Source organism: Neoakkermansia glycaniphila (assembly GCF_001683795.1).
GTDB lineage: Bacteria > Verrucomicrobiota > Verrucomicrobiia > Verrucomicrobiales > Akkermansiaceae > Akkermansia > Akkermansia glycaniphila.
In genome coordinates this window covers 212,611-237,868 of the sequence record NZ_LIGX01000041.1, presented here as the reverse complement: position 1 = coordinate 237,868, position 25,258 = coordinate 212,611, and the positions used below count along the sequence as shown (strand labels likewise).

Below are 25,258 nucleotides of genomic sequence, written 5' to 3'. Positions count from 1 at the left end.
ATCGCATCCCTCATCCCCTGCCCGCACCGCCGGGCGGGGGATCTTTCTTTTCCCTGCGGCGCATGGACAACCACCTCGCTCCTTGACAAGCCGTTTCCCGGCCTGTACGATACCGACAACCGTTCATTGAACCACCCGTTCCCCACATGACAACCAACCACACCCTCACCCTCCTTGCGGCAGCCTTATCCGCTACATCCGCACTGCACGCACAGCCGGAAACACCCGAAACCGTCACCGCCATCCTGCAAAACATCTCCGCCCCGGCCCAACCTGCCACAGCCACGCTCGAACAGCGCACCGCCGCACTCGGCGTCCTCGCCCTCATCCCGGCCGATGCGGAAAGCTTCATCGCCATCCCCCACGCAGCCCAAAGCGTTCGCAACCTGCTCTCCCAGCGCATCCTGCGAATCGTTCCGGCATACAAGATGCAAAATCTTTTCGGACCCGCAGGCATGGTCACCTCCGCCGCCATAGCTGCCGGACCCGGCACCTCGGAATTTCTGGGCAACAACCTCATTCCCATTGCAGCCCTGTTCAACATATTCGACACCTACAACACGCAAAAATACCTTCTCGACTACAACCTGCAGTATGAAGAACTGAACGGATCGGATACTCTGGACGGCAACCAGAAAGAAGAAGCGGCCCGGCAGCGTGAAACACGCCTTCGGCAGGGCATGCTCGAAATCAACCGAAACCTGCTTCGCTCATCCTCCCCCCTACTCTCCGGCATGGTTCCCTCCATGCAAAACATCTCCCTCACGGCCATCGCCGAACTTCACCCCTCCACCGGCTCTCTCCTCAAGCAATCCCTGAACAGCTTCAAGGAAGAAATCACCCAATATCCCGACCACTCCCTGAGCTGGCATGAAGGGACCTATTCCGGCTATGACTGGCAGGGCGTCACCTTCGATGGAAAAGCATTCTCTCTCTTTCTTGAAAACGAATACAAAAACAACCGCATCGAACCCGATGCCAACGAACGGAAGGGACTCGAAGCCCTCGCTCTGGTCAAACTCCACTATCTGGTAGCCGTACGGGATGGCAAAGCCTTCTTCACCATCTGCTCGGACCCCGCCAAAAACATCAAGATCGCCGCCTCGCCGAAAGAATCCATCCTTGCTACGGATAAAATCGCCTTTGCCGATACACGCCTGAACAACAACCCCGACTTCCTGTTCCTCATCGACCAAAGCGTGAACAAAGGCGTAGCCGCAGGCATCGCCTCCCTCGCCGGACAGCTCGATGCCGATGCCCACATGCAGTCTCTCCCCATCCAGATGGATTGCCTTTCAAAACTTTACCGAAGCATCTCAGCAGGAAACATCGAAGGCACGATATGGGCGGATAAAGGTATCCATCTCGAAATCACGCAGGGAACCGTCCCGGCACTTGATCTAAACAGCCCCCTTCAACTCCTGCCGCACGCCGACCGGCCGGAAACCATGCTGTACGGAGAATGCACCACCACGCCGCTCGTCGCTTCGCTGCTTGGCACAATGCTCGACGACGACGTGAAAGCCATCACGGAATCCACCTCGCCAATCCGCTTGCCGAAGGAAGCCGCAGACATATGGAACAATGCTAAAACCGCCTTTTCCGGCATGAATGGTAAAACAGCCGTCCTGATCGACAACAAGGGCACGCTGCCTGCCGATTATCCGGACAAGGAACTTGCAGCCTTCAACATCGCCATGCCGCGCATCGCGCTATACAAGGGGGTGGACAATCGCCGACAAACCTCAGCCGCATGGGACAGCGTATGGGCATCCATCGGAACCATGGCAAAAGGGTATTCCATACCCGTACAAACGGAAAAATCTGCCGGGGACGGAATCGACATCTACCGACTCTCCGGTTGGCCGGCTCCCCGCCGTTCATCCACAACCCTGTTCGGACCATCCGGGCAAATCTTCCGTGATCTCAGCATTGCCCTCACCGACCGAGCCTGTGTCATCGGCACTCCGGAAACCTACGTGAAGGATATCGCCCTTGCTGCAGCCACGCCGCCATCAGGCCTCAAGGGAGCGGCCTTTGCCCTGCGCACCGAACCCATCAAGGACATGATCGTCCGCAACGATGCCTACTTGATGGGCAACAACAAGGAATTCGCCGGAATGCTGTCTGCCATGTACTCCTTCATCGCCTCCCAGATCGACGGACTCTACGGCACCATCACGGCAGAAGGCAACAAAACGCGCACCCACATCTACCTTCGCACCAAATAACGCGTCCCATCGGGCCCCTCTACCCATGATTCAGCCGCCGATTGCCAGCCTTGCATCTCTCGTCGCCATGGCCGCAGCAGTTCCAGCACCGCCCTCCGGCGAAGACCGCGCACAGGCCGCCGCACGGCGTGTCACCCCCACCTTGACCGAAGCCCTGAAACCTCACGGGGCCGCCATCGGCGATCCCGTCTTCATCCGCATCGTCAAGGAACCGCGCCTCTGCGAACTCTGGATCAAAACCAAGGAAAACGACCGCTACACCCTCTTCAAAACCTACGACGTCGCCGGAATGTCCGGCAAACTCGGCCCAAAAAAGAAAGAGGGAGACATGCAGGCCCCCGAAGGCTTCTATGCCACCGCTTCCGGCCTCCTCAACCCGCGCAGCAACTACCACCTCTCCTTCAACATAGGCTACCCCAACGCCTACGACGCAGCGCAGGGCTACACGGGCAGCTTCATCATGCTGCACGGCAAAGACGTCTCCATCGGCTGCTTTGCCATGACCGACCCCGGTATTGAAGAAATCTACACCCTCGTCTCTGCCGCCCTGCAGCAGGGTCAAACCCGCGTCCCCATCCAGATCTACCCCTTCCCGATCACGGAAGAGAACCTCCAACGGCACCGGGAATCCCCTCACATCGGCTTCTGGAAACAGCTCGCCCCCGCATGGCAGTACACCGAACGGTACCATGCCCCGGCACCCGTCGCCGTCGTCAGCGGAGCCTACACACTGCCTCAAACCGACAAAACACCATGAAACCCATCCATACTCTGGGCACAATCACCTTGCTGGCCTGCACTCTCGTGACCGTTCCGTCCATGGCACAGACGCCGCAAACTGTCGCGCCTGCTCCCGCAGAAGAAATCACGCAGCAGCAGGCCATTGCAAGAGCCATCCTGCATTCTCTGACTTTAAATGTCAAATATCACACCGTCATGAACCTTCCACGAGCCGATTGCGAGAAAAAACTGGCCGAAGAAACCATCCTGAATGGTTGTCCCGACGATTTCCGCAAATTCTACAAAGAAATGCTCGCCAATTGGTACAACACGGCACGTACATACGACATGGACGCCGCAGGAATCAAAGAGGATGAACTGTTGGCAAAATACGGCCTGACTTCCTACGGCAACATCGCCCGGCACTTCAAAAAACTATTGAGAAAATCGGAAGAAACCATTCCACAGTCTCAATTGGAAACAATGAGCATGCAGGAACGCAAAAAAATCGCCGAACACTCGCTGAATAAACTGGCAGAATCGATCATTCAGGTTCGATTCGACATCACGCCGATGCTTGTTCCAGCAACATAAAGTACCCAGCCGCACAAAACACACAACAGCCGATACTCCATCGGCTGTTTTTCGTTGCGCGGAAATGGCATCTCCGCCTCAGGGAAGCCGGAACCATACGGGCAGCACGCCCGAATCATGCAACCCGCTGACGAATTCGAAAATCCCGATCAGCCAGATAAACCAGAGCGCATCAATAAAATTATGCGTAAAAACCTTGGGATTCACCGTATAGGTCTCAGGCTGCGACACGCGCCTCCACCGGGGGAAAAAGGCGGGTACCTCGTCGCAATAGCGGCTGTACTCCTCCCCGAACAACTCCGTCAACCTCTTCTGCTCTCTTTTGATGATCAGAGGATAATAAACGGCAAAAGCGACAAGCACGATCAAAGGAATCGTCATCGTCTCCGTCGCGCAGGCCACTCCGACTCCTCCGATAAAACTGAAAAAATACAACGGATTGCGGCACATGCCGTAAGGGCCGTCCATCACCAGCCTTGCATTCTTGTACCCGGCAATATACAACGAACACCAGATGCGCCCGAAAGCGCCGATACTCGCCCCGATACATCCCAGCAGCATCAGGCTCTCCTCGATCAGCGGCGACGTTTCCCAACGGCTCTCACCGAAAATGAGCACAAAACCGAGAAACAGGCCGAATACCAAGGTGATCAGCCGGCGGGAACGTTCATTCCATGATTTGTTTTTATAAGACATAATGACACAGGCAAACATGCTGTACCCAATGTCCGCCGTGCACATCATAACACGGAGAACGAAAAAACAGCAACTGCCATTTGCGACAAAAACGTCACACACGAACGACAATCGCATCAAATGATACGTTCCTGAAAAATACATCGCTCTATTCGTGTTGCCGCATCGGCCCGGCCACATGCGCAAAACACCATGATTATTGCAATTTCAGACATACAAAGCCCCATACCGCGCTCGACTCTTGCCAGACGCCCGCATTTCGGCTTAAATAAAGCGCCCTCATTGCGAGGCGAACAAACCGCATTTGAATTATATTACATCCATGATTAGAGTCGCTATTGTTGGTTACGGAAACATCGGTAAATATTCGGTTGAGGCCGTCAAGGCTGCTCCCGATATGGAATTGGCGGGCATCGTGCGCCGCGCCGGAAGCGAACCCGTCCATGGCATCAAAACCGTGAGCGACATCGCCGAACTCGGCAAGGTCGACGTCGCCCTGCTCTGCACACCCACCCGCAGCGTCGAAGAAACTGCGCTTCCCCTCCTCGCCCAGGGCATCCATACGGTAGACAGCTTCGACATTCACGACGGCATCGTCGCCCTCCGCCGCTCCCTCGGCGAACAGGCCCGCAAGCACAACGCAGTCGCCGTCATCTCTGCAGGCTGGGATCCCGGTACCGACTCCGTCCTCCGCACCCTCATGCTCGCCATGGCTCCCAAGGGCATCACCTACACCAACTTCGGCCCCGGCATGAGCATGGGCCACAGCGTCGTCGCCCGCTCCAAGGCCGGAGTCAAGGATGCACTCTCGCTCACCATCCCCACCGGCTCCGGCGTCCACCGCCGCATGGTCTACGTCGTCCTCGAAGAAGGTGCCGCCTATGCCGATGTCGAAAAAGCCATCAAATCGGACTCCTACTTCTGCCACGACGACACCCACGTCCTGCAAGTCTCCGACATCGACAGCCTCCGCGACATGGGCCACGGCGTCCTCATGGAACGCAAGGGCGTATCGGGCAGCACGCAAAACCAGCTGTTCAAATTCGAAATGCGCATCAACAACCCTGCGCTCACCGCTCAGGTCATGGTCTCCTCGGCCCGCGCCGCTACGCGCCTCCAGCCCGGCTGCTACACCATGCCGGAAATCGCCCCCATCGACTACCTCCCGGGCGACGACCGCGAAGCATGGATCGCCAAACTCGTCTGATCCGGCATCCTCATCCCACCCCGCCGGGCCGCTCCGCACAGCCGGAGCGGCCCGCTTCCGTTTCGCCTCGCAACCATTTCACGCTTGCATTGAACGGCAAGCCTTGGCATGATAGGCGGCATGGAACATCGCGACCTGACAGACCTGCTCATCCTGCAGGAAAGGGACATGCAAATCGTCAAGCTCCAGCGCAGCCTGAAAGCCATCCCCGAACAGCGCACCCAGCTCATGCAGCGGGCCAAGGATCGCGAAAAAGCCCTCCTCGCCGCCAGAAAAGCCGCACAGGAACACGAACTCTCCATCAAGCAAATCGAACTGGAAGTCAAAAGCAAGGAAGCCCTCCTCGCCAAGCTCAAGATACAGCAGATGGAAACGCGCAAAAACGACGAATACCTTGCCTTTGCCAGCCAGATCGACACCACGGCATCTCTCATCGGCGACCTCGAAACGCAGCAGCTCGAACTCATGGAACGGCAACCCGCCCTGCAGGAAGCAGAACAGGCCGCCCGCCAGCGCTTTGAAGCCGCCCGCACCTCCCTCAAGGAACAACTCGCCAAGTTCGACGCCGCCAGCGAACGGGACGGCGCCCTCGTCAAACAGCTCCTTGAAGAACGCAAAGCACTCCGCGCCAAAGTAGAACCGGAACTGCTCGCCACCTACGAAAGCATCGGCAAAAGCCGGGGACTCCCCGTCGTCATCGAACTGCCGGACGATGGCGTATGCCCCGGCTGCAACATGCAGGTCACCGAAGACGTACGTGGCAAAGTCCTCATCAAACTCGAAGTCGAACGCTGTCCGAACTGCGGCCGCATCCTCCGCTGACCCCGCATCCCCTCCCCGACAATGCCGACGCAGACACGCATGGACGAATTCGCGGACTGGGGCACCGAAGTCGTCTTCGGCCGGGCCCACGGCTTCCGCGCCTTCATGATGCGGTGCCTCCTGCGCTTCGCCTCACTCCTCTTCTTCGTCCTCGTCAAGGTACGCCTCTTCCTCTTCCGCAGGCGCATCAAAACCGTACGCAACCTCGGCACCCTCGTCATCAGCGTCGGCAACATCACCGCCGGAGGCACCGGGAAAACCCCCGTCGTCGAACTCCTCTCCCGTACCCTCGCGCAACGGGGCCGCACCGTCTCCATCCTCACGCGCGGCTATAAAAGCGCCGAACTCGACACTCCACAGATGTGGAAAGACGCCAACGGCCACCCTGTCGACAACCTTCCCAAAATCGCCAGCGACGGCACCACCCGCTACCTCGGCCCCCTTCATGCCGGAGACGAACCCTTCATGCTCGCCCGCAACCTCGATGGTGTCTCCGTCCTCGTGGACAAGGACCGCGTCAAATCCGGCATCTTCGCCATCGAACAACTCGGGGCCGACACCCTGATCCTCGACGACGGCATGCAATACCTGAAACTCGCCCACGAGCTCGACATCGTCCTAGTGGACTGCGGCGCACCCTTCGGCACCGGAGCCCTCCTCCCCCGGGGCACCATGCGCGAACCGCGCAGCAGCCTCAAACGCGCCGACTACATCATCCTCACGAAAAGCGACGGAGCCCCCCAAGACGAACTCATCCGGCGCATCCGCCGCTACAACAAAAGCGCGGACATCATCGTCACCAACCACGGCCCGAAATACTTTGAAAACGTCTTCACCGGAGAACGCAAGCCCCTCGACTTCGTCCATGACAAATGGGTCGCCTGCATGAGCGGCATCGCCCGCCCGGAAAACTTCGAAAACGCCGTCGAACAGCTCGGCGGCAAGGTGGAAATCCGCCGCCGTTACCCGGACCACTATTGGTTCGACCAGAACGATCTCGAAGCCTTTGTCGAACGCTGCGCCGACCGTGCGATGGACCTCATCGTCACCACGGAAAAAGATGCCGTCCGCTTCCTCAAACCCGGGGAAATGGACGTACCCATCTACTTCCTCCGCATCGAAATCGACATCCTTGAAGGACGTGAACACTGGGACTGCATGATCGAACGCATCATCGGCCTGAACCGGCCTCAGCCCGCCCCCCAGTGGAGCCAGGTTCTATAACCCGGCCTCACAGCATATTCCAACATTTTATCATGCAATAAGACCAGAACGGGACCTCCCGTTTTTGATTGCATTACCGTACCTTTCTGCTATGCTGGAAGGGAAATGATGAATACGGATTCCCCCTCTCTCGCATGGCGGCAGTTGCCGGACCTCCCGGATGCCGAAGGCTTTGCCGGCTCCTATGCCGGCACCCACCAGGGCGCTCTCCTCGTCGCCGGAGGAGCCAATTTCCCTGAAAAACCCCTGTGGGAAGGCGGCCCCAAACGCTGGACGAACCGCATCTTCGTCCTCCCCGCACCCGGGGCGGACTGGCTGGAACCTGCCATACTCCCCAAACCGCTCGGCTACGGCGCAACGGCCAGCCTGCCTCAAGGCGTCCTCTGCATCGGCGGCAGCAATGCCGAAGGCTCCGTCTCCGACGTCCTCCTGCTGAAATGGAACGGCTCAGGCGCGGAAATCGAAACATGGCCTTCCCTGCCCGTCACCCTGACGGGACATGCAGCAGCCGTACTGGATGGCAAAGTGTACGTCATGGGCGGCAGCCTCAACCCCGGCGAACAGGATGCGGAAGCCCGCATGTGGGTACTCGACTCCGCCTCCCCCTCCTCCGGCTGGCAGGAAGCCCCGGCTATCCCCGGCCGCGGCAGATTCCTCCACCAGATGGCCTCCTGCAATGGCAGAATCTACATCCTCGGCGGCATCGGCCTGAAACAGGGCGACGGCAAAATGGTGCGCGACATGCTCACGGAAGCATGGTCCTACAACCCGCAGGAAGGCTGGAAAAACCTCGCCCCCCTTCCTTACACCGTCGCGGCGGCTCCTACTCCGGCGCCCGTCTTCGCGGGCCGCATCCATCTCCTCGGCGGCGATGATGCCACAGTCACCGGATACACCCCGCAAAACCATCCCGGCTTCCACAACCAGAGCCTCGTTTACGATCCCGCCACCGACACATGGCAACCGGGCGGCAGCATCGGCGCGGCGCGGGCCGTCCTCCCCTGCGTCGAATGGCACGGCATGGCCGCCATCGTCAACGGCGAACAAAAACCCGGCAAACGCTCCAACCAAATCTGGGCTGCATCCCTCTGACATCCTTTTTCCCCTCCACAACTCCACCATGTATTCCCTCCTCAAAAAACTCGCTTCCCGTTCACTTCTCCTGATGGGCGCCGCAGCGGCCCTCCTCGCGGCTCCCGCCCATGCTTCCCTGCAAATCGACACCGAAAACAAGGATGAGCGGCACATTGCCGTGTGCGACATCCCCGACTCCCTCGGCCGGGCCGGCATGGCTGCCGGAGTCATGGAAGATGCGGACCAAACGCCCGTCGTCTATGCCCTTGGCGGCGCCAACTTCCCGCAAGCCACCCCCGGAGCCAAAACCCCGGAAGAACGCGGTGAAAAAATCTTCTACTCCGACATCTACAAACTCAAGGACGGCCAGTGGATCAAAATCGGCAACATGCCCGAACCCGTCGCCTACGCCGCCTTCGGCGAAAGCCCGGACGGATTTGTCGTCGCGGGCGGAGCGAATGCCTCCGGCCACCTCGACAAAGTCTGGCTCATCCACAAAAACGACGGCAGCGTCTCCAACTGCAAAGTCACGGCCCTGCCCCCGCTGCCGAAAACCGTCGCCTATGCCTCCTGCGTCACGCGCAACAACCGCCTCTACGTCATAGGCGGCCAGGAAAAGCCGGACTCGACCGCCGCGCTGGATACCGTTTACATGCTCGACATGGGCGCCAAACCGGACGCACGGCAATGGAAACAAATGCCCGCCATCCCCGGCGGCGGACGCATGCTCGCAGCCGCAGCACACTCGGGAAGCTACCTCTACCTGATCGGCGGCTGCTCCCTCGCTCCGGATGCCCAGGGCAAGCCCGCCCGCACCTACCTCGACGGCATGATGGCCTTCGATGAAACCACAGGCAAATGGACCGATAAAAAACTGGCTCCCGTTCCCGCCGTCATCGCCGCATCCCCTTCTCCCGCTCCTGCCCGGGAAAACAAAATCCTCCTTCTTGGAGGCGATGCCCGCGGCAACGGCAACACCGATGCGATGCCGCAGCAATCCTCCCAAATCTACTCCTATGACATCCTCGAAAACACATGGGAAAAGGCTGGCAACTGGCCCGTCGGCATCGCGACCGCCCCTGTCGTCGTCATGGGCAGGGACATCATCACCGTCAGCGGCGAAACAGCTCCCGGAGTCCGCACCCCCGCCGTCGTGGCGGCCGGACTCGGCTACTCCTTCGAACTGACGGTCGTCGACTACATCGTCTTCACCCTCGTCGCCATCGTCCTCATCATCCTCATCGTCCAGACGAAAACCAAAGGCTTCAAAAACATCGCCATCGTCACCGACCCCCACAGCAAACCCGGCCGCTATGCCTGGGTACTCGTCGGCCTCCTCTGGATCGTCGTCATGCTCAACTACTTCGACCGCCAACTCCTCTCTGCGCTCTATGAACCCATCGTTCGGGACATCCCCCAGACAAAGAGCCAGTTCGGCATGGTCACCTCGGTCTTCCTGCTCATCTACGCCCTGCTGAGCCCCGTCGGCGGCTTCCTCGCAGACCGCTACAGCCGCCGCCTCGTCATCCTCGGCTCTCTCGTCGTCTGGTCCGCCGTCACATGGCTCACCGGCCACGTGCACGACTACACCACCCTTCTGATCGCCCGCGGCTTCATGGGCGTCAGCGAAGCCTGCTACATCCCTGCGGCCCTTGCCCTCATCACCGACTACCACAAAGGCAGCACGCGCTCCCTCGCCGTCGGCATCCACATGAGCGGCATCTACGCCGGCATGGCTCTCGCCGGATACGGCGGCACCATGGCGGAAATCGAAGGCTGGCGCATGACCTTCGCCCTCTTCGGCCTCGTCGGCGTCGCCTATGCCTTCGTCCTCATCGTCTTCCTGAAAGACCCCTCCAAAAACCCGGCTCAGGACATCATGCCCTCCGAAGCTTTGGAGAAAACACGCCCTGTCAACGTCACCGCCTCAAGCGGCGGCGTCTTGAAAAGCCTGCTCTCCATCCGCTCCATGTGGATGCTGATGGCCATCGTCGCCTTCTCCGGCGCGGCCAACTGGTTCCTTCTGACATGGTACCCCACCCTCCTGCAGGAAAAATACAACCTGAGCACTGGCGAAGCCGGGCCCATGGCCACCCAATGGAGCTCCCTTGCCAAATACATCGCCGTCATCGGCGGCGCCATCATCGCCGACCGCTGGTACATGAGAAATGCCAAGGCGCGCGCGCTCGTACCCGGCATCGCATTCAGCATCGCAGGCCCCCTCATCGTCCTTGCCCTCGTCCCGAGCATCTTCGGCTGGGGCTTCCAGCTCCCGTTGGCCCTCATCGTCGTCTTCATCTCCACACAAGGACTGGCGCAAGGCTGCATGGACGCCACGCTGATGCCCGTCCTCCGCTCCCACATCGACGAACGATACTCCGCGACGGGCTACGGCATCCTCAACCTCGCCTCGGCAGGCATCGGAGCCATGACATCCTTCTTCGGCGGATGGCTGGCCGACCGAGGCATCCCGCTCACCACCAGCCTCGCTCTGGCCGGTGTCCTCATGTTCCTCGGAGGCATCTTCTTCCTCCTCCTTCCCAAACCGCACGACAAAAACTCCTGACCACCATACACCCCCTCATTCATTCCGCCATGAACCTCATCCTTACATACGCCGCCCTCTTCGCCGTCCCCGCCTCAGCCCTCCATGCTCAGGAGAACGGCCCGCTCCCCTGCGACCAGGCCGTCACCGTCTTCTCGGCAGGTGAAGGCAACCCGTACAGCAGCATCCGCATCCCCGCCGTCACCGCCATCGGCGGAGGCAAACTGATGGCCATCGCCGAAGGCAGATACGTCAACACAGACCAGGGCAAAAACGACATCATCATGAGCCTCAGCGAAGACGGAGGCAAAACATGGAGCAAGCCCATCTGCATCGCCGCATCCGAAGGAGCCACCTTCAACAACCCCTGCCCCGTATACGACGCCAAAAAGAACACAACCTCCATTTTCTTCCAGCGCTACCCCTCCGGCGTCTCCGAACGCCAGAAAAACATCCCCGACGGCTGGAAGGATGAAAAATGCATCCGCAACTTCGTCATTCAGAGCAAAGACGGAGGCAAAACATGGAGCAAACCCAAAGACGTCACCCCGACCACCAAACGCGCCAAAGGGGTAGACATCATGGCGGCCGGCCCCAACGCCGGCATCCAGCTCAAGGAAGGTTCCCGCAAGGGCCGCCTCGTCGTCCCGATGAACGAAGGGCCGTTCGGCAAATGGGTCGTCTCCTGCGTCTACAGCGACAACGGCGGCTCCACCTGGAAAATCGGCAACCCCACCACAAACATGGTCGGCATGGTCAATGAAACCGCCGTCGCCGAAACGGACGGCGGGGGCCTCGTCCTCGTCGCCCGCCATTGGGGCGGAGGCAACTGCCGACGCATCACGTGGTCGAACAACGCGGGCCAGTCCTGGTCGCCCGTCGAAGATGCCAAAGACCTCTTCTGCGACAGCACACAAGGCTCCCTGCTCCGGTATTCCTTCAAATCCGATCCCTCTCTGGGAGGCAAAAGCCGCCTCCTCTTCTCCGGCCCCGGAAAATCGCGCCGAATCAACGGCACCGTCTGGATGAGCTACGACAACGGTAAAACATGGCCCGTCTCCAAAGCCATCGGCAACGGCGGATTCGCCTATTCCAGCCTCGTGCCGATCGAACCAGGCAAGGTCGGCGTGCTGTATGAGGAAAACAGCAACCACATCAAACACATCAAATTCGCCCCCGTCTCCATCGACTGGCTCACGGACGGCAAGGATACAGGAAAATAAACATTTCCCAATCAACACAAGCACAGACATGAAACTGATCCATACTCTCATCGGTACCCTGTGCATGGCGTTCTGCGCCCATGCTGCCGACATTCCCGCACCGGAAAAATCCACGGAAGACAACCTCAAACTTCCCGACTACAAAAAACTCCACCAACTCGTCGGAGCCAAAGACAAGCCCATCCTCTGGCTCTTCCTCGGCGACAGCATCACGCATGGAGCCCTGCACACCCACGGCTGGCGCTCCTACCCCGAACACTGGCAGGAAGTCATCAAATGGGAACCCCGCAAACCCGGCGGCTACCGCCGTACCAACGACATCATCGTCAACACAGCCGTCAGCGGAGAAACGGCATCGGGCTTCCTGAAAAACATCGACTGGCGCCTCAACCAGTTCAAACCTCAGGTCGTCTTCATCGACTTCGGCACCAACGACGCCGTCAAAATCGGTAAAATCGACGTCTTCAAGAAAGACCTGACCACCATCGTACAACAGATCCGCAGAATGAAGGCCATCCCCGTCCTTCAGGTCTCCAGCCCCAACATGCGCAACAATCCGCGCGACTTCGAATACAGTAACGCCGTACGTGAAATCGCAGCCAAGGAAAAAGTGCTCCTCGTCGATCACGCCGCGCACTGGAAAAAAGCCATGGGTGAAAACCAGGCCATCAAACCGTGGATGAACGACAACATCCACCCGAACGGCCTCGGCCACCGCGCCATGGTCATCAAGCTCGCGACCGACCTCGGATTCATGGATCCGTCCAGCCCGACCCTCAAAATGCCCTGATTCCGGCCTCCTTCCGACTCGCACCGCCCTGCATTCCGTGCAGGGCGGTTTTTTTCATACCCAAGCCAAACTCCACTTCGTGTGCAACAAACCATCCGGCCACAACCGCAGCCGGAACAGAACAACAAAAAGGACGCTCCGCACCTCTCAAACGGAGCGTCCACACCGAAACGGATCATCCGGAGTGCACCCGGACAGCCCGCATCGGAAAACATTCACCGGGACAAGCGCCAGACACAGGAATCGGCCACGACCACGCCCCTTGTGCGAGCCACTACCTTCACCGTATTCTCTCCGGCATCCAGCGACACCTTGTCCCATCTCGCAACGCACAGATCGTCCGGCTTCACGGGCTGTCCGACTTGCCTGCCGTTAACGTACAGAGTCACGCTGTCACAGTTCGTGTACACCTTCACCTCGGTTTCGGCTGCCTTGCGCTCCGTAAAACGGCGAGAGGTAATATAAGCCATCGGTTCCGGATTCCAGTTCGCCTTGTAGAAGAAATAGGCATCCTTCGGAGTCTGGCGGTCATAGGTCACCAGCCCCTTGTCATTGATGCCGTGCTTCGCTCCTTCCCGGCGTTCGCTGCTGGCGAAATCGAACATGTTCCAGACAAACGAACCCCACACTTCGGGCCGCTGGCGGATGGCATTGTAATTCCTCTCGTGGCCGTAGGCCTGCCACTCCTCCGGATGATGGGAGGAAACCGGCCTGGGCTGCCGAACGGGCACTTCATGCACGGCCACATCCGCACCGTGGCCATACTCGCTGATCGCCAGCGTCTCCCGACCTCGCAGATATCCATCGATCGAACCGCGCATGCCGTCCGGACCTCCGCCATACCATCCGGGGTACGTATTGATCGCCAGATAATCGGGAATCTCGTTCAAACTGCGGCGGCCCGGCTGATTTGTCGCCGCCACAACCGGACGGGAAGCGTCCAGGGATTTCACATGCCCCTTCAACCCCTTCAGCACAGCCTCCATATCCACTTGCCTGTCTTCCGCCGTATTCAGGTGGCCGATCTCGTTGAAGATGCCCCACATGCAGATCGACGGATGATTCCCGTGCTGCAGCAGCATCTCCGCCGCCTGCTGCTTCATATTCTTCACGAATTCGGGACTGTCGGAAACCATCTGCACAGCGGGAACTTCGCTCCAAACGATCATTCCGGACTTGTCGCAGATATCGTAAATGTGGCCGGACTGCGGATAGTGCGCCGTACGCAAACCGTCCGCACCCATATCCAATATCATTTTCATATCCTTTTCCTCATCCGCCTTCGACAACGCCCAGCCTTTCCCCTCCATATCCTGATGGCGGCACACGCCTTTGATCTGCATCGGCTTGCCGTTCAGAAGAAACCCCTTTTCCGGATCGATCCCGATCGTACGCAGGCCCAGCGGCTGCTCCACACGGTCCGTCTCCTTTCCATCCACAAACATACGCGCCGTCACCGTATAGAGATACGGATTCTGGCGGCCCTGCCAAAGAACAGGTTCGGGCACATTCAGCGTCACAGCCGCCATATCCGGCAATTTCCCGGCAGCAGCCGCGAAAGCGGCATCCGGTTGATGCAACGGCCGGGCTTCTCCGGATGCTACGACCTTACCCCGGGCATCCCTGATCTCGACTTTCACCAATGATCCTGTTCGGCCCATGCACAATTTCGTCACAGGTTCCCCCGACGAATCGTAACCGGTCGTACTCACGTCCACCATGCCATCCTTGCGAAACCCCACAAGAGTAGTCACCGTCACGGAAGCCGATTGCGGCGTCACCTTGTCCTGCGAAACCAGAACGCCCGGCGAGGCATAAAAATCCGGCACGATACAGGCCTGCTCCGTTTCGATCAGCGTGACGGGGCGGTACAGGCCGCCGAACATCGTGAAATCTCCCGCGAGCGGCAGAATGTTTTTGTTGAACGTATTGTCCGTTTTCACCGTGATCGTATTGCCGCTGTCCTTCAGGGCATCGGTGATTTCGAAGCAGAACGCGCCGAACGCGCCTTCATGCCTGCCCACAGGTTTGCCGTTGACGGCGACGTCCGTGACGATCGATGCTCCGTCGAAGCGGACGAAATACCGCTTGTCCTTGCCGGGCTTCACCGGAAGTTCCCGCTCGTACGTACCCACGCCGCGCCTGTAGCTGGAACTACCCACGGAAAAACCGGGGTGCCTGCCCGTCTTCGGACCGTCCACGCCGTCTTCGGCATTCCATGTATGGGGCACATCGACCTGCCGTGGGGCTTCATTCCCGAAAGAAAATGTCCATTTTCCGGTCAAATCGACCGTTTCGCGGGCATCAAGCGCCATCCCGCCAATAAGAACGGAAAGGGCAATAGAAACAGAATTCATTGACCGTAAACGCAAGGAAAGCATAAAAAGACTACGGCGGGAAAGAGTTGTTTTTTTCAACAAAAGCGAATCGCGCAAAAAAAAAGATCCGGAAGGTTCAACCTTCCGGATCCGTAAAAGCGCGGCTACCGATCTACGAACGGACGTTCCATGTACAGGAGTCGGACACCCTCTTGCCCTTGCGGTTCGAGACCACCTTGACCGTATTCTCTCCGGGCTTCAACTGAACCTTGTCCCACTTCACAATGCACAGATCGTCCGGCTTCGCGGCCTTGCCAACCTGCTTGCCGTTGACGTACAGCGTCACACTGTCACAGTTCGTGTACACTTTCACCGTCGTTTCGGTTGCCTTGCGTTCCGTGAAACGGCGCGAGGTAATATAAGCCATCGGTTCCGGATTCCAGTTCGCCTTGTAGAAGAAATAGGCATCCTTCGGAGTCTGGCGGTCATAGGTCACCAGTCCCTTGTCGTTGATGCCGGGCTTTGCGCCTTCGCTACGTTCGCTGCTGCCGAAATCGAACATGTTCCAGATGAACGAACCCCAAACTTCGGGACGCTGGCGGATGGCATTGTAATTCCTCTCGTGGCCGTAAGACTGCCATTCTTCCGGATGGTGCCTGGAAAACGGAGCCGGCTGCTTGACCTGCTCTTCATGCACGGCGATATCCGCCCCGTGCCCGTATTCGCTCACGGCAATACCCTTGTCCGGATACGCCTTCACATATCCCTCGACCGAACCCTTCATACCGTCGGGGCCGCCGCCGTACCAGCCGGGGTACATGTTGGCAGCCAGATAATCGGGAATCTCGTTCAAACTGCGGCGGCCCTGCTGGTTCGTCGCACCCACGACCGGACGGGAAACATCCAGAGACTTGATATGCTGCTTCAGCTCCTTCAGCGTACCTTCCATATCAACGCCCTTCATATCGGAACCGCATTGATGGTAAATCTCGTTGAAGATCCCCCACATGCAGATCGACGGATGGTTGCCGTGCTGCAGCAGCATCTCTGTCGCCTGCTGCTTCATATTGTCCTTGAAAGCCGGGTTGTCGTACACGCGCTCCACGGCCGACACTTCGCTCCAAACGATCACGCCGGACTTGTCGCAGATATCATAGATATGGCCGGACTGCGGATAGTGCGCCGTCCGCAGGCCGTCCGCACCCATATCCAATATCATTTTCATATCCTTTTCCTCATCCGCCTTCGACAACGCCCAGCCTTTCCCCTCCATATCCTGATGGCGGCACACGCCCTTGATCTGCATCGGCTTGCCGTTCAGAAGAAATCCCTTTTTCGGATCGATCCCGATCGTACGCAGGCCCAGCGGCTGCTCCACACGGTCCGTCTCCTTGCCATCCACCAGCGTGCGGGCCGTAACCTTGTAGAGATACGGATTGCTGCGGCCCTGCCAGAGTACGGGCCGCGCAATATTCAGCTTCACCTCTGCACGGCCGGGGCCGTCCGTACCGGCGGATACGCCTCCGCTTCCGGTTGCCACAACCTTGCCTTTCGCATCCCGGATATCCACTTTCACCTCGGTTTTACCGGATGCCTCCTTGCCGGAGCTGACCAGCGTATTGACCGTGACGGAAGCCGATTGCGGCGTCACCTTGTCCTGCGAGATCAGAACGCCCGGCGAGGCATAATAATCCGGGGCGATGCAGGTCTGCTCCGTTTCGATCAGCGTGACGGGGCGGTACAGGCCGCCGAACATCGTGAAATCTCCCGCGAGCGGCAGAATGTTTTTATTGAACGTATTGTCCGTTTTCACCGTGATCGTATTGCCGCTGTCCTTCAGGGCATCGGTAATTTCGAAGCAGAATGCGCCGAACGCGCCTTCATGCCTGCCCACAGGCTTGCCGTTGACGGCGACGTCCGTAACAATCGATGCTCCGTCGAAGCGGACGAAATACCGCTTGTCCTTGCCGGGCTTCACCGGAAGTTCACGCTCGTACGTGCCCACGCCGCGCTTGTAGCTGCTGCTTTGGGCGGAAAGAGCCGACCCTTTGCCCGACTTCGGTCCGGCAACGCCGTCTTCGGCATTCCATGTATGAGGCACATCGACCTTTTGTGAGGCTTCATTCCCGAAAGAGAATGTCCATTTTCCGGTCAAATCGACCGTTTCGCGTGCATCGGCCGCCAGCCCGCAAACGAGCACGGAAAGAGCAACCGAAACAGAATTCTTTGGCAGTAATCGCAAGGAAAGCATATCCGTATTACGTCAACAAACTATTATTCTTTTCAATAAAATGCAAACCGCAAAAAAAAGATCCGGAAGGATAAACCTTCCGGACCCGTAAAAACGCGGCAACCGATCCTTATTTGGAAGAAACGAGGGAATGCCCCGTCATTTCCTTCGGCTGGGCGATCCCGAGAAGAGCAAGAATCGTCGGCGAAAGATCGGCAAGAATACCGTCGCTCAACTTCACCTTATCCTGATCGGGACCGACGTAGATCAGATCCACCAGATTCGTCGTATGCGCCGTATTGACGGAACCGTCGGCATTCAGCATATTTTCGCAGTTGCCGTGGTCGGCGCAGATCAGAGCCTTGCCGCCCAGTTCGCGGATCTTCGTCACGCAGCGTTCCAGAGCCTTGTCCACCGCCTCGCAAGCCGCAATCCCGGCTTCCAGGTAGCCCGTATGGCCCACCATATCCGGATTGGCGAAATTCATGATCGCCACATCGTAATTGCCGATGGCATCCACGAACTTGTCAGCCACTTCCGAAGCGCTCATCTGCGGCTTGAGATCGTACGTCGCCACTTCACGGGGAGAAGGAACGAGAATGCGGTCTTCGCCGTCGAACTGCTTTTCGACGCCGCCATTGAAGAAAAACGTCACATGGGCGTACTTCTCCGTTTCGGCGATGCGGAGCTGCTTCAAATGATTCTCGGCCAGGACTTCGCCCAGAATATTGTCCAGCTTCTCCTGATCGAACACGATCGGAGAGGGATACTTCGCATCGTACTCCGTCAGCGTCAGATACTCGATCTTCGGTTGCACCTCGCGCTCGAAACCGTCGAACTCGGGATACAGGAACGCTTCCGAAATCTGGCGGGCACGGTCGGCGCGGAAATTGAAGAAGAACACCACATCGTTGTCTCGCACGCGTTGTTCATTGCCGTAGGCGAAAATTCCGGGTTTCAGGAACTCGTCCGTCTCTCCGGCGGCATAGCGCTGTTCGACGTATTCGGCAGGCGTGCAGGTGCACTGTTCGCCGCGGCCGAGCACGATCGCATCCCATGCAAGCTTGTTGCGGTCCCAACGCTTGTCGCGGTCCATCGCGTAGAAACGGCCGATCACCGTTGCAATCTTCGCACCGTAGGGAGCGATGGCATCCTGAAGCTGCTTGATGAAACCTGCACCGCTCGTCGGAGAGCAATCGCGGCCATCCGTAATCGCATGAATGCAAATATCGCGCACGCCCGCTTCATAGGCAAGGCGCACCAGCCCCACGAGATGGTTGATATGGCTGTGTACACCACCATCGCTGACGAGGCCCATCAAATGCAGGCGGGAATCCTTCGCCTTTGCATAGGCATCCTGCAAAGGCTTGTTCTGCTTCAGGGAACCGTCCTTGATCGCCAGATCCACGCGGCAAAGATCCTGATACACCACGCGGCCTGCGCCAAGATTCAGGTGACCCACTTCGGAATTGCCCATCTGGCCGTCGGGAAGACCCACCGCCTCGCCGGATGCGCCCAGCAGGCTATGCGGGCATTCGGCAAGCAGCTTGTCGGTAAAAGGAGTGTTCGCAAGCACCGTCGCATCGCCTGCACATTGGGCGGCTTCAGGCCCCTGGGGATTGCGGCCCCAACCATCGCGAATAATCAGAACAACAGGATTCTTTGACATGCGCAGAGTAAAGCACACCGCACCGGGGAAAGGAAGCGAGAAGTGCGTATGCGCCGCCGAAAACGAAAAGCCTCAGCATTACCGTTTCACCACCGCATTCCGCCTCTCACGGGACACCCATATCCACGACATCGCGGCACAACACACGCCGTTGGCGACCCACCCGATCACGAGAAACGACGGCCACTCATTCACAATCAATAACAACACGGTATAAGGCAAAACCATCAGCATACCCATGACCCACGGACTTCGGCACCCCCTCCGCCTCATATACCAGACACATGCGGCACTCCATCCGCACAAAAGCAGGCACAACAAACTGAACACCCAACCCGCAAACAGCATCACATACCCCAAAGCCCCATGTATGGGAAGACTCTTTCCTCCCTCAAACTCAGGAAGCAGAAACAAAGCCATCGCCAATGGCTGCAAAACGATCCAGTTCAAAAAATTGAAAAAAACAATCATACGATCCTGTCCTTCCTGCGTACACCCTACCACAATCACCTGATATGGCAAGAAGCATCACATCAATCATCTGCTCTTCCGCATACGCCGTTTCCTCGCATCCTCTCGTACACCCATTGCTGAAGCACCATCCCCCGCACCAAGTCAATCCTCCGCAGCGGCAACATGGGAACCAAAGAGGGAGGAAGAACGGCGATGATGCGCTTTCCGCTTGAAACACGCCCCGTTTCGCGTACACTGTCGCGGACGTGTTTTATCTGAAACACATATTCCGCCTGCGTGAAAAAGTGCAGATTCAGACCATGGACGAGGAAAAACCCTTCCTCGACCACTTGGACGACTTGCGGAAAGTCCTCATGCGGATGGCGCTGACCCTCGCCATCACCATGCTTCTCTGCTTCCAGTTCGCTCCCGCGCTGATGGACATACTGCGCTATCCCGCCGATCAGGTATGGACGCGCTACGAAACTTCCCACCTGCCCGGCGGCATCACCGTCGACGACTGGACCCGAGCCAAACAACTCTCCGGCGCCCTGCCGGAACTCGAAGCCAAGGGCCGCCGAGCCCTGCTTCAGCAGGAACCCGAGCAGATACGCCATCTGGCGCAGGCTGCCGCCATCCTCCGCGCCTCCGGCCTCCTCCCTGAAAACAGAAGGGATGCCTACATACGCGAGGCTGCGGAAACTCCGGCCATCGCCGAACTCGCCGCCACGCTGAAAAACGAAGGAGCCATCCTCCGCAACGGCAGCGGCCATGACTCCCTGAAACTCATGGGAGCCTTCCAACCCGGCGAAGCCTTCATGCTCTCGCTCAAAATGTCCTTCTACGGCGGCCTCGTCATCTCCTTCCCCCTCTTGATGTTCTTCCTGCTGCAATTCATCGTGCCGGGACTGCTGGACCACGAACGCCGCCTCGTATACAAAAGCATCGCCTTCGGCTTCGGCCTCTTTCTGGCGGGCTGCACCTTCGCCTACTTCGTCGTACTGCCGCGCGTCCTGAGCTTCTTCTATGAATACTCCATTGGCATGGGCATCGAAAACGACTGGCGCATCGGCTACTACCTCGCCTTTGCCACCAAACTCGTCTTCATGTTCGGCATCACCTTCGAACTGCCCGTCCTCGTCATCCCCTTCGTCAAACTCGGCATCCTCACCTACGAACTGATGAGCCGCACGCGCACCTACGCCATCGCCGCCATCCTCATCCTCGCCCTCATCCTCGCCCCCACGCCCGACCCGGCCACCATGCTCATCATGGCGCTGCCGATGTACCTCCTGTACGAATTCTGCATCTTCTGCGCGTGGCTCGAAAGGAACAAACGCATGAAACAGCTCGATTCCGAACTGTAAACACCGCCTGCAGGCAAAACGCTCCACAGGCGGAGCCGCATCCTGCGGCGCATGCCTTATCATACGCGCACGAAAGCAACCGTTCGCGGCACCATCCTCGCGTGGCGGCTTCTTTCCGAAGTCGAGTCCTCTTTCACCCTCCGGACGTCCCGGCGGGCAGGCGTTAGCCCGCCGGGCGGCTTCACACGGCCGGCACCCGATCGTAAAACACCAGAGAAGCCTTCTCGATCGTATGCTCCCAGAGCCGGAAACCGATCTGCGCCGCAGGCGTACCGCTCTCGACGCACAGCGAATCGACATCCAGAGCATACACCGTCACCAGATACAGATGCCACCCGTGGCCGGGAGGAGGAAAAGGCCCCGTATAGCCGCACACGCCCGCATCGTTTCGCGCTTGCAGGGCCTTGCCGGGCAAGCCCCCGGCATAGGGATCGCCCGCCCCGGATGGCAGCGCCGACACATCCGGCGGCAAATCCACCAGAATCCAGTGCCAAAAACCGCTCCCCGTCGGAGCATCGGCATCGTGAATCGTCACGGCAAAACTCCGCGTACCGTCCGGAGCATTCTCCCAAGACAACTGGGGCGAGCAATCGCTGCCTCCCACGCTCAAATGGCGGTGCATCGGCGAAGCGATGCCGCCCAGATCTTCGCTATACAGGGTAAAAGTCTTCTTCATCTCAACTCCTTGTTTACCGTATGCGACCGCAAAACCTCTCCGGCCGTTTGAAAACAGATAGAAAGACATAAAAACACCCGGCACGGCCCTGCCGCACCGGGGAAGAAAAACGAACCGGAAATCCGGCATCCCGTCAATTCCTGCGGCCCAGCAGGCGCAACAGAAAGATGAACAGATTAATGAAATCGAGATACAGCTCCAGCGCACCCAGCACGGCAGCCTTGTCCGCAACGTTACCGTCCATCGACTCCCCGGCGCGCAGCAGCTTCTGCGTATCGTAGGCAGTCAGGATCGAGAACAGCAGCACCCCTGCCAGACTGATCGCGAGATCAAGCGTGGAACTACCCACAAACATATTGACAACCATTGCAATAATCAGACCGATCAGAATCATCATCAGCGTGCGCCCCCATGTACTCATATCCCGCTTCGTCACCAGCCCCACAATCGTCATCGCACCGAATGTGCCCGCCGTACAGGCAAAAGCCAGCGTCAGGGACTCGGCCGTATAAAACATCACCAGCGGCCCCAGCGTCACACCGCTTAACCCCGCATACAGCAGGAACATGAACCGGGCCGTACCCGTACCGATCGCATTGCGGGCAATCGCAGACGACAGCCACCACACCAGCCCCAGCTCGGCAAGGCACAGACACAGAAAAATACCGAAATTCCCGCTCAGCCACGTCATGAACAATGCCGACGTCACCGTCGCATGGCAAGTCAACGCCGTCGCCAGCAGGCCGAAAGCCATCCACAAATACACCTTGTTCAGAAACGCATTCACGCGCAACTGTGTTCTCCCCGCCGAAACGGGCCTCTGCTGATCCAGCTGGTAATCGGACATAGGTCTTCAATACTCCTGTTAGACCCTATCCGTCAAGGTTAAAACTGCGGCACCGGACAATAAAGCGCATCTCCCTCAGCCTTCACGCGTCAAGAGGTGATACTCACACCTCACTTTTCACACAGGAAACACAGCATACGTCCCGGCAGCCTGCAGCGAATCATCAAAACAGAAAAGCCGAAAAAACGGCATGGCCGTAGACGATCCGGACACAAACTTGAAAGCAGAAACTCATTTCATGATACAATCATGCTGCCCGCCTCGTATAAAAGCCATGCGATACCATTCCATAACAGCTTCCTGTTTTGCCCTCGCCGCCATTTCCGCCGCCATGGGACAGCAATTCGCCGACGTCAACCAAAAAGAGGAAATCAAACCGATCGCTCCCCCGACCGACGCTTCGCTGATCGACGCAAAATACAGAAATGCATCCTTGCCCATCGAAGAACGAATCGACGACCTCCTCCCGCGCCTGAGCATGGAGGAAAAGGCCGAACTTCTGCACGGAGCCTCCACATTCTCCTATGGGCGCATCCCTCGCATCGGACTCGCCGAATTCGGCATGTTCGACGGACCGCAGGGCGTCCGGCTGGAAGAAGGGAAACCTTCCACGGCTCTCCCTTGCGGCATCGCCATGGCCGCCACATGGAACAGGGAACTCGTCCGACTCGCCGGGAAGGTGCTGGGAGAAGAAACAAGGGCGGCCCACGGCCGCGTCATCCTGGGGCCGGGAATCAATATGATGCGCACGCCGCTGGGAGCACGCTCCTTTGAATACTTCGGCGAAGATCCCTACCTTGCCGGCATGACGGCAGCCGGCTATATCAACGGCGTCCAGGGAGAGGGCGTCGCCGTATGCGCCAAACACTGGGTCTTGAACGATCAGGAATGGGCGCGCACCGTCATGAACGTCGATACCGACGAGCGATCCCTGCGCGAAATTTATGCCCGCCCCTTCCAGATCGCGATCGACAACTCCAACCCCTGGTCCATCATGACCTCGTACAACCTGGTTCGAGGCCAGTACCCTTCACACAACAAAAAGCTCAACACCCTCCTGTACGATGAACTCAAGTGGGATGGAGCCCTTGTCTCCGACTGGGGGGCATGGCACGGAGATGTACCCGCCATCAATGGTGGCTGCACGCTGGAAATGCCCTCCGGCAAAAACGCCGGGAAGGATAAAGCCATCGCCAAAGCCGTACAAGAAGGCAGAATCGACCGCAACATGTTCGACGCTGCCGTACGGCGCAACCTCCGCCTCCTCTTCCGCATCGGCGCATTCGACCGCGCCACGGGCGGCCCGGCCAACACGCCACAGCAGGCCGACATCGCCCGCCGGATTGCCGAAGAAGCCGTCGTACTCCTCAAAAACAACCAAAATATCCTCCCCCTCTCCCGCGACAAGATCAAAAAAATCGCCGTCATCGGCCCCAATGCCGACCAATACCACACCATGGCAGACGGATCGACCCTGCACACGCGAGGAGGCTCGGGCGCTATCCGCGGCACGCATGAAATCACCCCCCTGAAAGCAATCGTCGACCTCTTCGGGGAAGAAAACGTCCTCTACGCACCCGGATTCCGCTTTGAAGAACCCAAAATCCGCTCCTGCCCGAACCTGAAAGAAATGGACCCGGTAGATGCGGCGAAACAGGCCGACATCGTCCTCTTCTTCGGAGGTACGGACCACACTTACGACAAGGAAAAACTGGGCTGGGGCGTCCTGCCTGACTCGGACAAACCCGACCTCGACCTCAAAGGCAAACAGGCCGAATTGATCGCACGCATCATCGAAGCCAACCCCTCCGTCATCGTGGCTCTGACAGTAGGCGCTCCTGTACAGATGGAAGAATGGATCGACCAAGTGCCCGCCGTTCTCGTCACGTGGTACGGAGGACAGGAAGCCGGAACCGCCGCTTCGAACATCATCTTCGGCAAGGCCAACCCTTCCGGCAAACTGCCGCAAACCTTCGGCAAAAAACTGGAAGACTGGCTCAGCCACAGCACGGGCACAATCTCCTACCCCGGCGTTATCGAAAAGGATGCCAACGGACATGACAAGCGTCCGGAACAACGATACGGGGACAGCATCTGGGTCGGATACCGCCACTTTGACAAAGCGGGTATCGCCCCCCGCTTCCCGTTCGGATACGGCCTTTCCTATACCACATTCAGCTTCGACAAAAAAAACAGCGGCAACAAGGACACATTCGAAGTCATCGTCACCAACACCGGTAAAAAGGCGGGAGCCGAAGTTGTCCAGTGCTACCTGTCCAAACCCGATGGACAAGCGCAAATGCCCGTCCGCGAACTGGTCGGATACGAAAAAGTTTTCTTGAACCCCGGCGAATCCCGCACCGTCTCTTTCACACTGACCGACAAGGAAAAAAGATTCTGGAACGAGCAATCCGGCAAATGGGAAATCCCCTCGGGCACCTACCGAATCTCCATAGGCAATTCTTCACGGAACCTTCCGGTCACCTACACCTTCGAGCAAGAACACACCACGCCGCCTCCCGGAAACGCCATCGGAACTCATTGACGATTTGACGCATGCAAAACGCTCCTT

The 25,258-nt window shown here is 58.4% G+C and carries 18 protein-coding genes; 12 read left to right on the top strand and 6 right to left on the bottom strand.

Annotation, left to right across the window (positions count from 1 at the left end):
- Window positions 1-146 precede the first annotated feature (146 nt).
- From AC781_RS12930 to AC781_RS12920, 3 genes are all read left to right on the top strand, one after another.
- Window positions 147-2,231 carry a hypothetical protein gene (locus AC781_RS12930; protein WP_067777874.1) on the top strand — a complete coding sequence of 695 codons (2,085 nt, stop codon included), beginning with the start codon at window positions 147-149 and terminating at the stop codon, window positions 2,229-2,231.
- 25 nt (window positions 2,232-2,256) lie between these two features.
- Complete coding sequence (locus tag AC781_RS12925) at window positions 2,257-2,988, top strand: L,D-transpeptidase family protein (RefSeq protein WP_067777873.1); 732 nt, start codon at window positions 2,257-2,259, stop codon at window positions 2,986-2,988.
- Between the two features lie 62 nt (window positions 2,989-3,050).
- The gene (locus tag AC781_RS12920; RefSeq protein WP_141675923.1) at window positions 3,051-3,545 is read left to right on the top strand and encodes a hypothetical protein; all 495 of its coding nucleotides are present in this window, start codon (window positions 3,051-3,053) and stop codon (window positions 3,543-3,545) included.
- 78 nt (window positions 3,546-3,623) lie between these two features.
- Here AC781_RS12920 and AC781_RS12915 read toward each other — a convergent pair whose 3' ends face one another.
- Window positions 3,624-4,358 (bottom strand): methyltransferase family protein, encoded by a 735-nt coding sequence (locus tag AC781_RS12915; protein ID WP_218107279.1) that lies wholly within the window; start codon window positions 4,356-4,358, stop codon window positions 3,624-3,626.
- 205 nt (window positions 4,359-4,563) lie between these two features.
- On the opposite strand from AC781_RS12915, the gene AC781_RS12910 reads away from it, so the two are divergent.
- The 7 genes from AC781_RS12910 to AC781_RS12880 all read left to right on the top strand — a co-directional run bounded on the left by AC781_RS12910 (window position 4,564) and on the right by AC781_RS12880 (window position 13,126).
- Window positions 4,564-5,448 carry a diaminopimelate dehydrogenase gene (locus tag AC781_RS12910; RefSeq protein ID WP_067777871.1) on the top strand — a complete coding sequence of 295 codons (885 nt, stop codon included), beginning with the start codon at window positions 4,564-4,566 and terminating at the stop codon, window positions 5,446-5,448.
- Window positions 5,449-5,568: 120 nt separating this feature from the next.
- Complete coding sequence (locus tag AC781_RS12905) at window positions 5,569-6,270, top strand: zinc ribbon domain-containing protein (RefSeq protein WP_067777870.1); 702 nt, start codon at window positions 5,569-5,571, stop codon at window positions 6,268-6,270.
- Window positions 6,271-6,291: 21 nt separating this feature from the next.
- On the top strand, window positions 6,292-7,494 hold the full coding sequence (lpxK, locus tag AC781_RS12900) for a tetraacyldisaccharide 4'-kinase (protein WP_067777869.1): 1,203 nt from the start codon (window positions 6,292-6,294) through the stop codon (window positions 7,492-7,494).
- Window positions 7,495-7,599: 105 nt separating this feature from the next.
- On the top strand, window positions 7,600-8,586 hold the full coding sequence (locus tag AC781_RS12895) for a hypothetical protein (RefSeq protein ID WP_067777868.1): 987 nt from the start codon (window positions 7,600-7,602) through the stop codon (window positions 8,584-8,586).
- Window positions 8,587-8,614: 28 nt separating this feature from the next.
- A complete protein-coding gene (locus AC781_RS13495) occupies window positions 8,615-11,134 on the top strand; it encodes an MFS transporter (RefSeq protein ID WP_172801804.1) in 2,520 nt (839 codons plus the stop codon).
- Between the two features lie 29 nt (window positions 11,135-11,163).
- Window positions 11,164-12,336 (top strand): sialidase family protein, encoded by a 1,173-nt coding sequence (locus AC781_RS12885; protein WP_067777867.1) that lies wholly within the window; start codon window positions 11,164-11,166, stop codon window positions 12,334-12,336.
- A 28-nt stretch (window positions 12,337-12,364) separates the two neighbouring features.
- Window positions 12,365-13,126, top strand: coding sequence for an SGNH/GDSL hydrolase family protein (locus AC781_RS12880; RefSeq protein ID WP_067777866.1), 762 nt, complete (start codon window positions 12,365-12,367; stop codon window positions 13,124-13,126).
- 215 nt (window positions 13,127-13,341) lie between these two features.
- Here AC781_RS12880 and AC781_RS12875 read toward each other — a convergent pair whose 3' ends face one another.
- From AC781_RS12875 to gpmI, 3 genes are all read right to left on the bottom strand, one after another.
- Entirely contained in the window at window positions 13,342-15,483 is a 2,142-nt protein-coding gene (locus AC781_RS12875; RefSeq protein ID WP_172801803.1) for a glycoside hydrolase family 2 protein, read from the bottom strand.
- A gap of 133 nt (window positions 15,484-15,616) precedes the next feature.
- Window positions 15,617-17,686: a glycoside hydrolase family 2 protein gene (locus AC781_RS12870; protein WP_172801802.1), complete on the bottom strand. Its 2,070-nt coding sequence runs from the start codon at window positions 17,684-17,686 to the stop codon at window positions 15,617-15,619.
- Between the two features lie 118 nt (window positions 17,687-17,804).
- The gene (gene gpmI, locus AC781_RS12865; RefSeq protein WP_067777863.1) at window positions 17,805-19,343 is read right to left on the bottom strand and encodes a 2,3-bisphosphoglycerate-independent phosphoglycerate mutase; all 1,539 of its coding nucleotides are present in this window, start codon (window positions 19,341-19,343) and stop codon (window positions 17,805-17,807) included.
- A 773-nt stretch (window positions 19,344-20,116) separates the two neighbouring features.
- Between gpmI and tatC the strand changes: the two genes are divergently transcribed.
- Window positions 20,117-21,163, top strand: coding sequence for a twin-arginine translocase subunit TatC (tatC, locus tag AC781_RS12855; RefSeq protein ID WP_141675922.1), 1,047 nt, complete (start codon window positions 20,117-20,119; stop codon window positions 21,161-21,163).
- Window positions 21,164-21,344: 181 nt separating this feature from the next.
- Here the strand turns inward: tatC and AC781_RS12850 are convergent, their stop codons facing one another.
- Window positions 21,345-21,839, bottom strand: a complete 495-nt coding sequence (locus AC781_RS12850; RefSeq protein WP_067777967.1) for a YbhB/YbcL family Raf kinase inhibitor-like protein — start codon at window positions 21,837-21,839, stop codon at window positions 21,345-21,347.
- A gap of 133 nt (window positions 21,840-21,972) precedes the next feature.
- A complete protein-coding gene (locus tag AC781_RS12845; protein WP_067777860.1) occupies window positions 21,973-22,686 on the bottom strand; it encodes a Bax inhibitor-1/YccA family protein in 714 nt (237 codons plus the stop codon).
- Window positions 22,687-22,960: 274 nt separating this feature from the next.
- On the opposite strand from AC781_RS12845, the gene AC781_RS12840 reads away from it, so the two are divergent.
- Window positions 22,961-25,231 (top strand): beta-glucosidase, encoded by a 2,271-nt coding sequence (locus AC781_RS12840; RefSeq protein ID WP_071133430.1) that lies wholly within the window; start codon window positions 22,961-22,963, stop codon window positions 25,229-25,231.
- Window positions 25,232-25,258 lie beyond the last annotated feature (27 nt).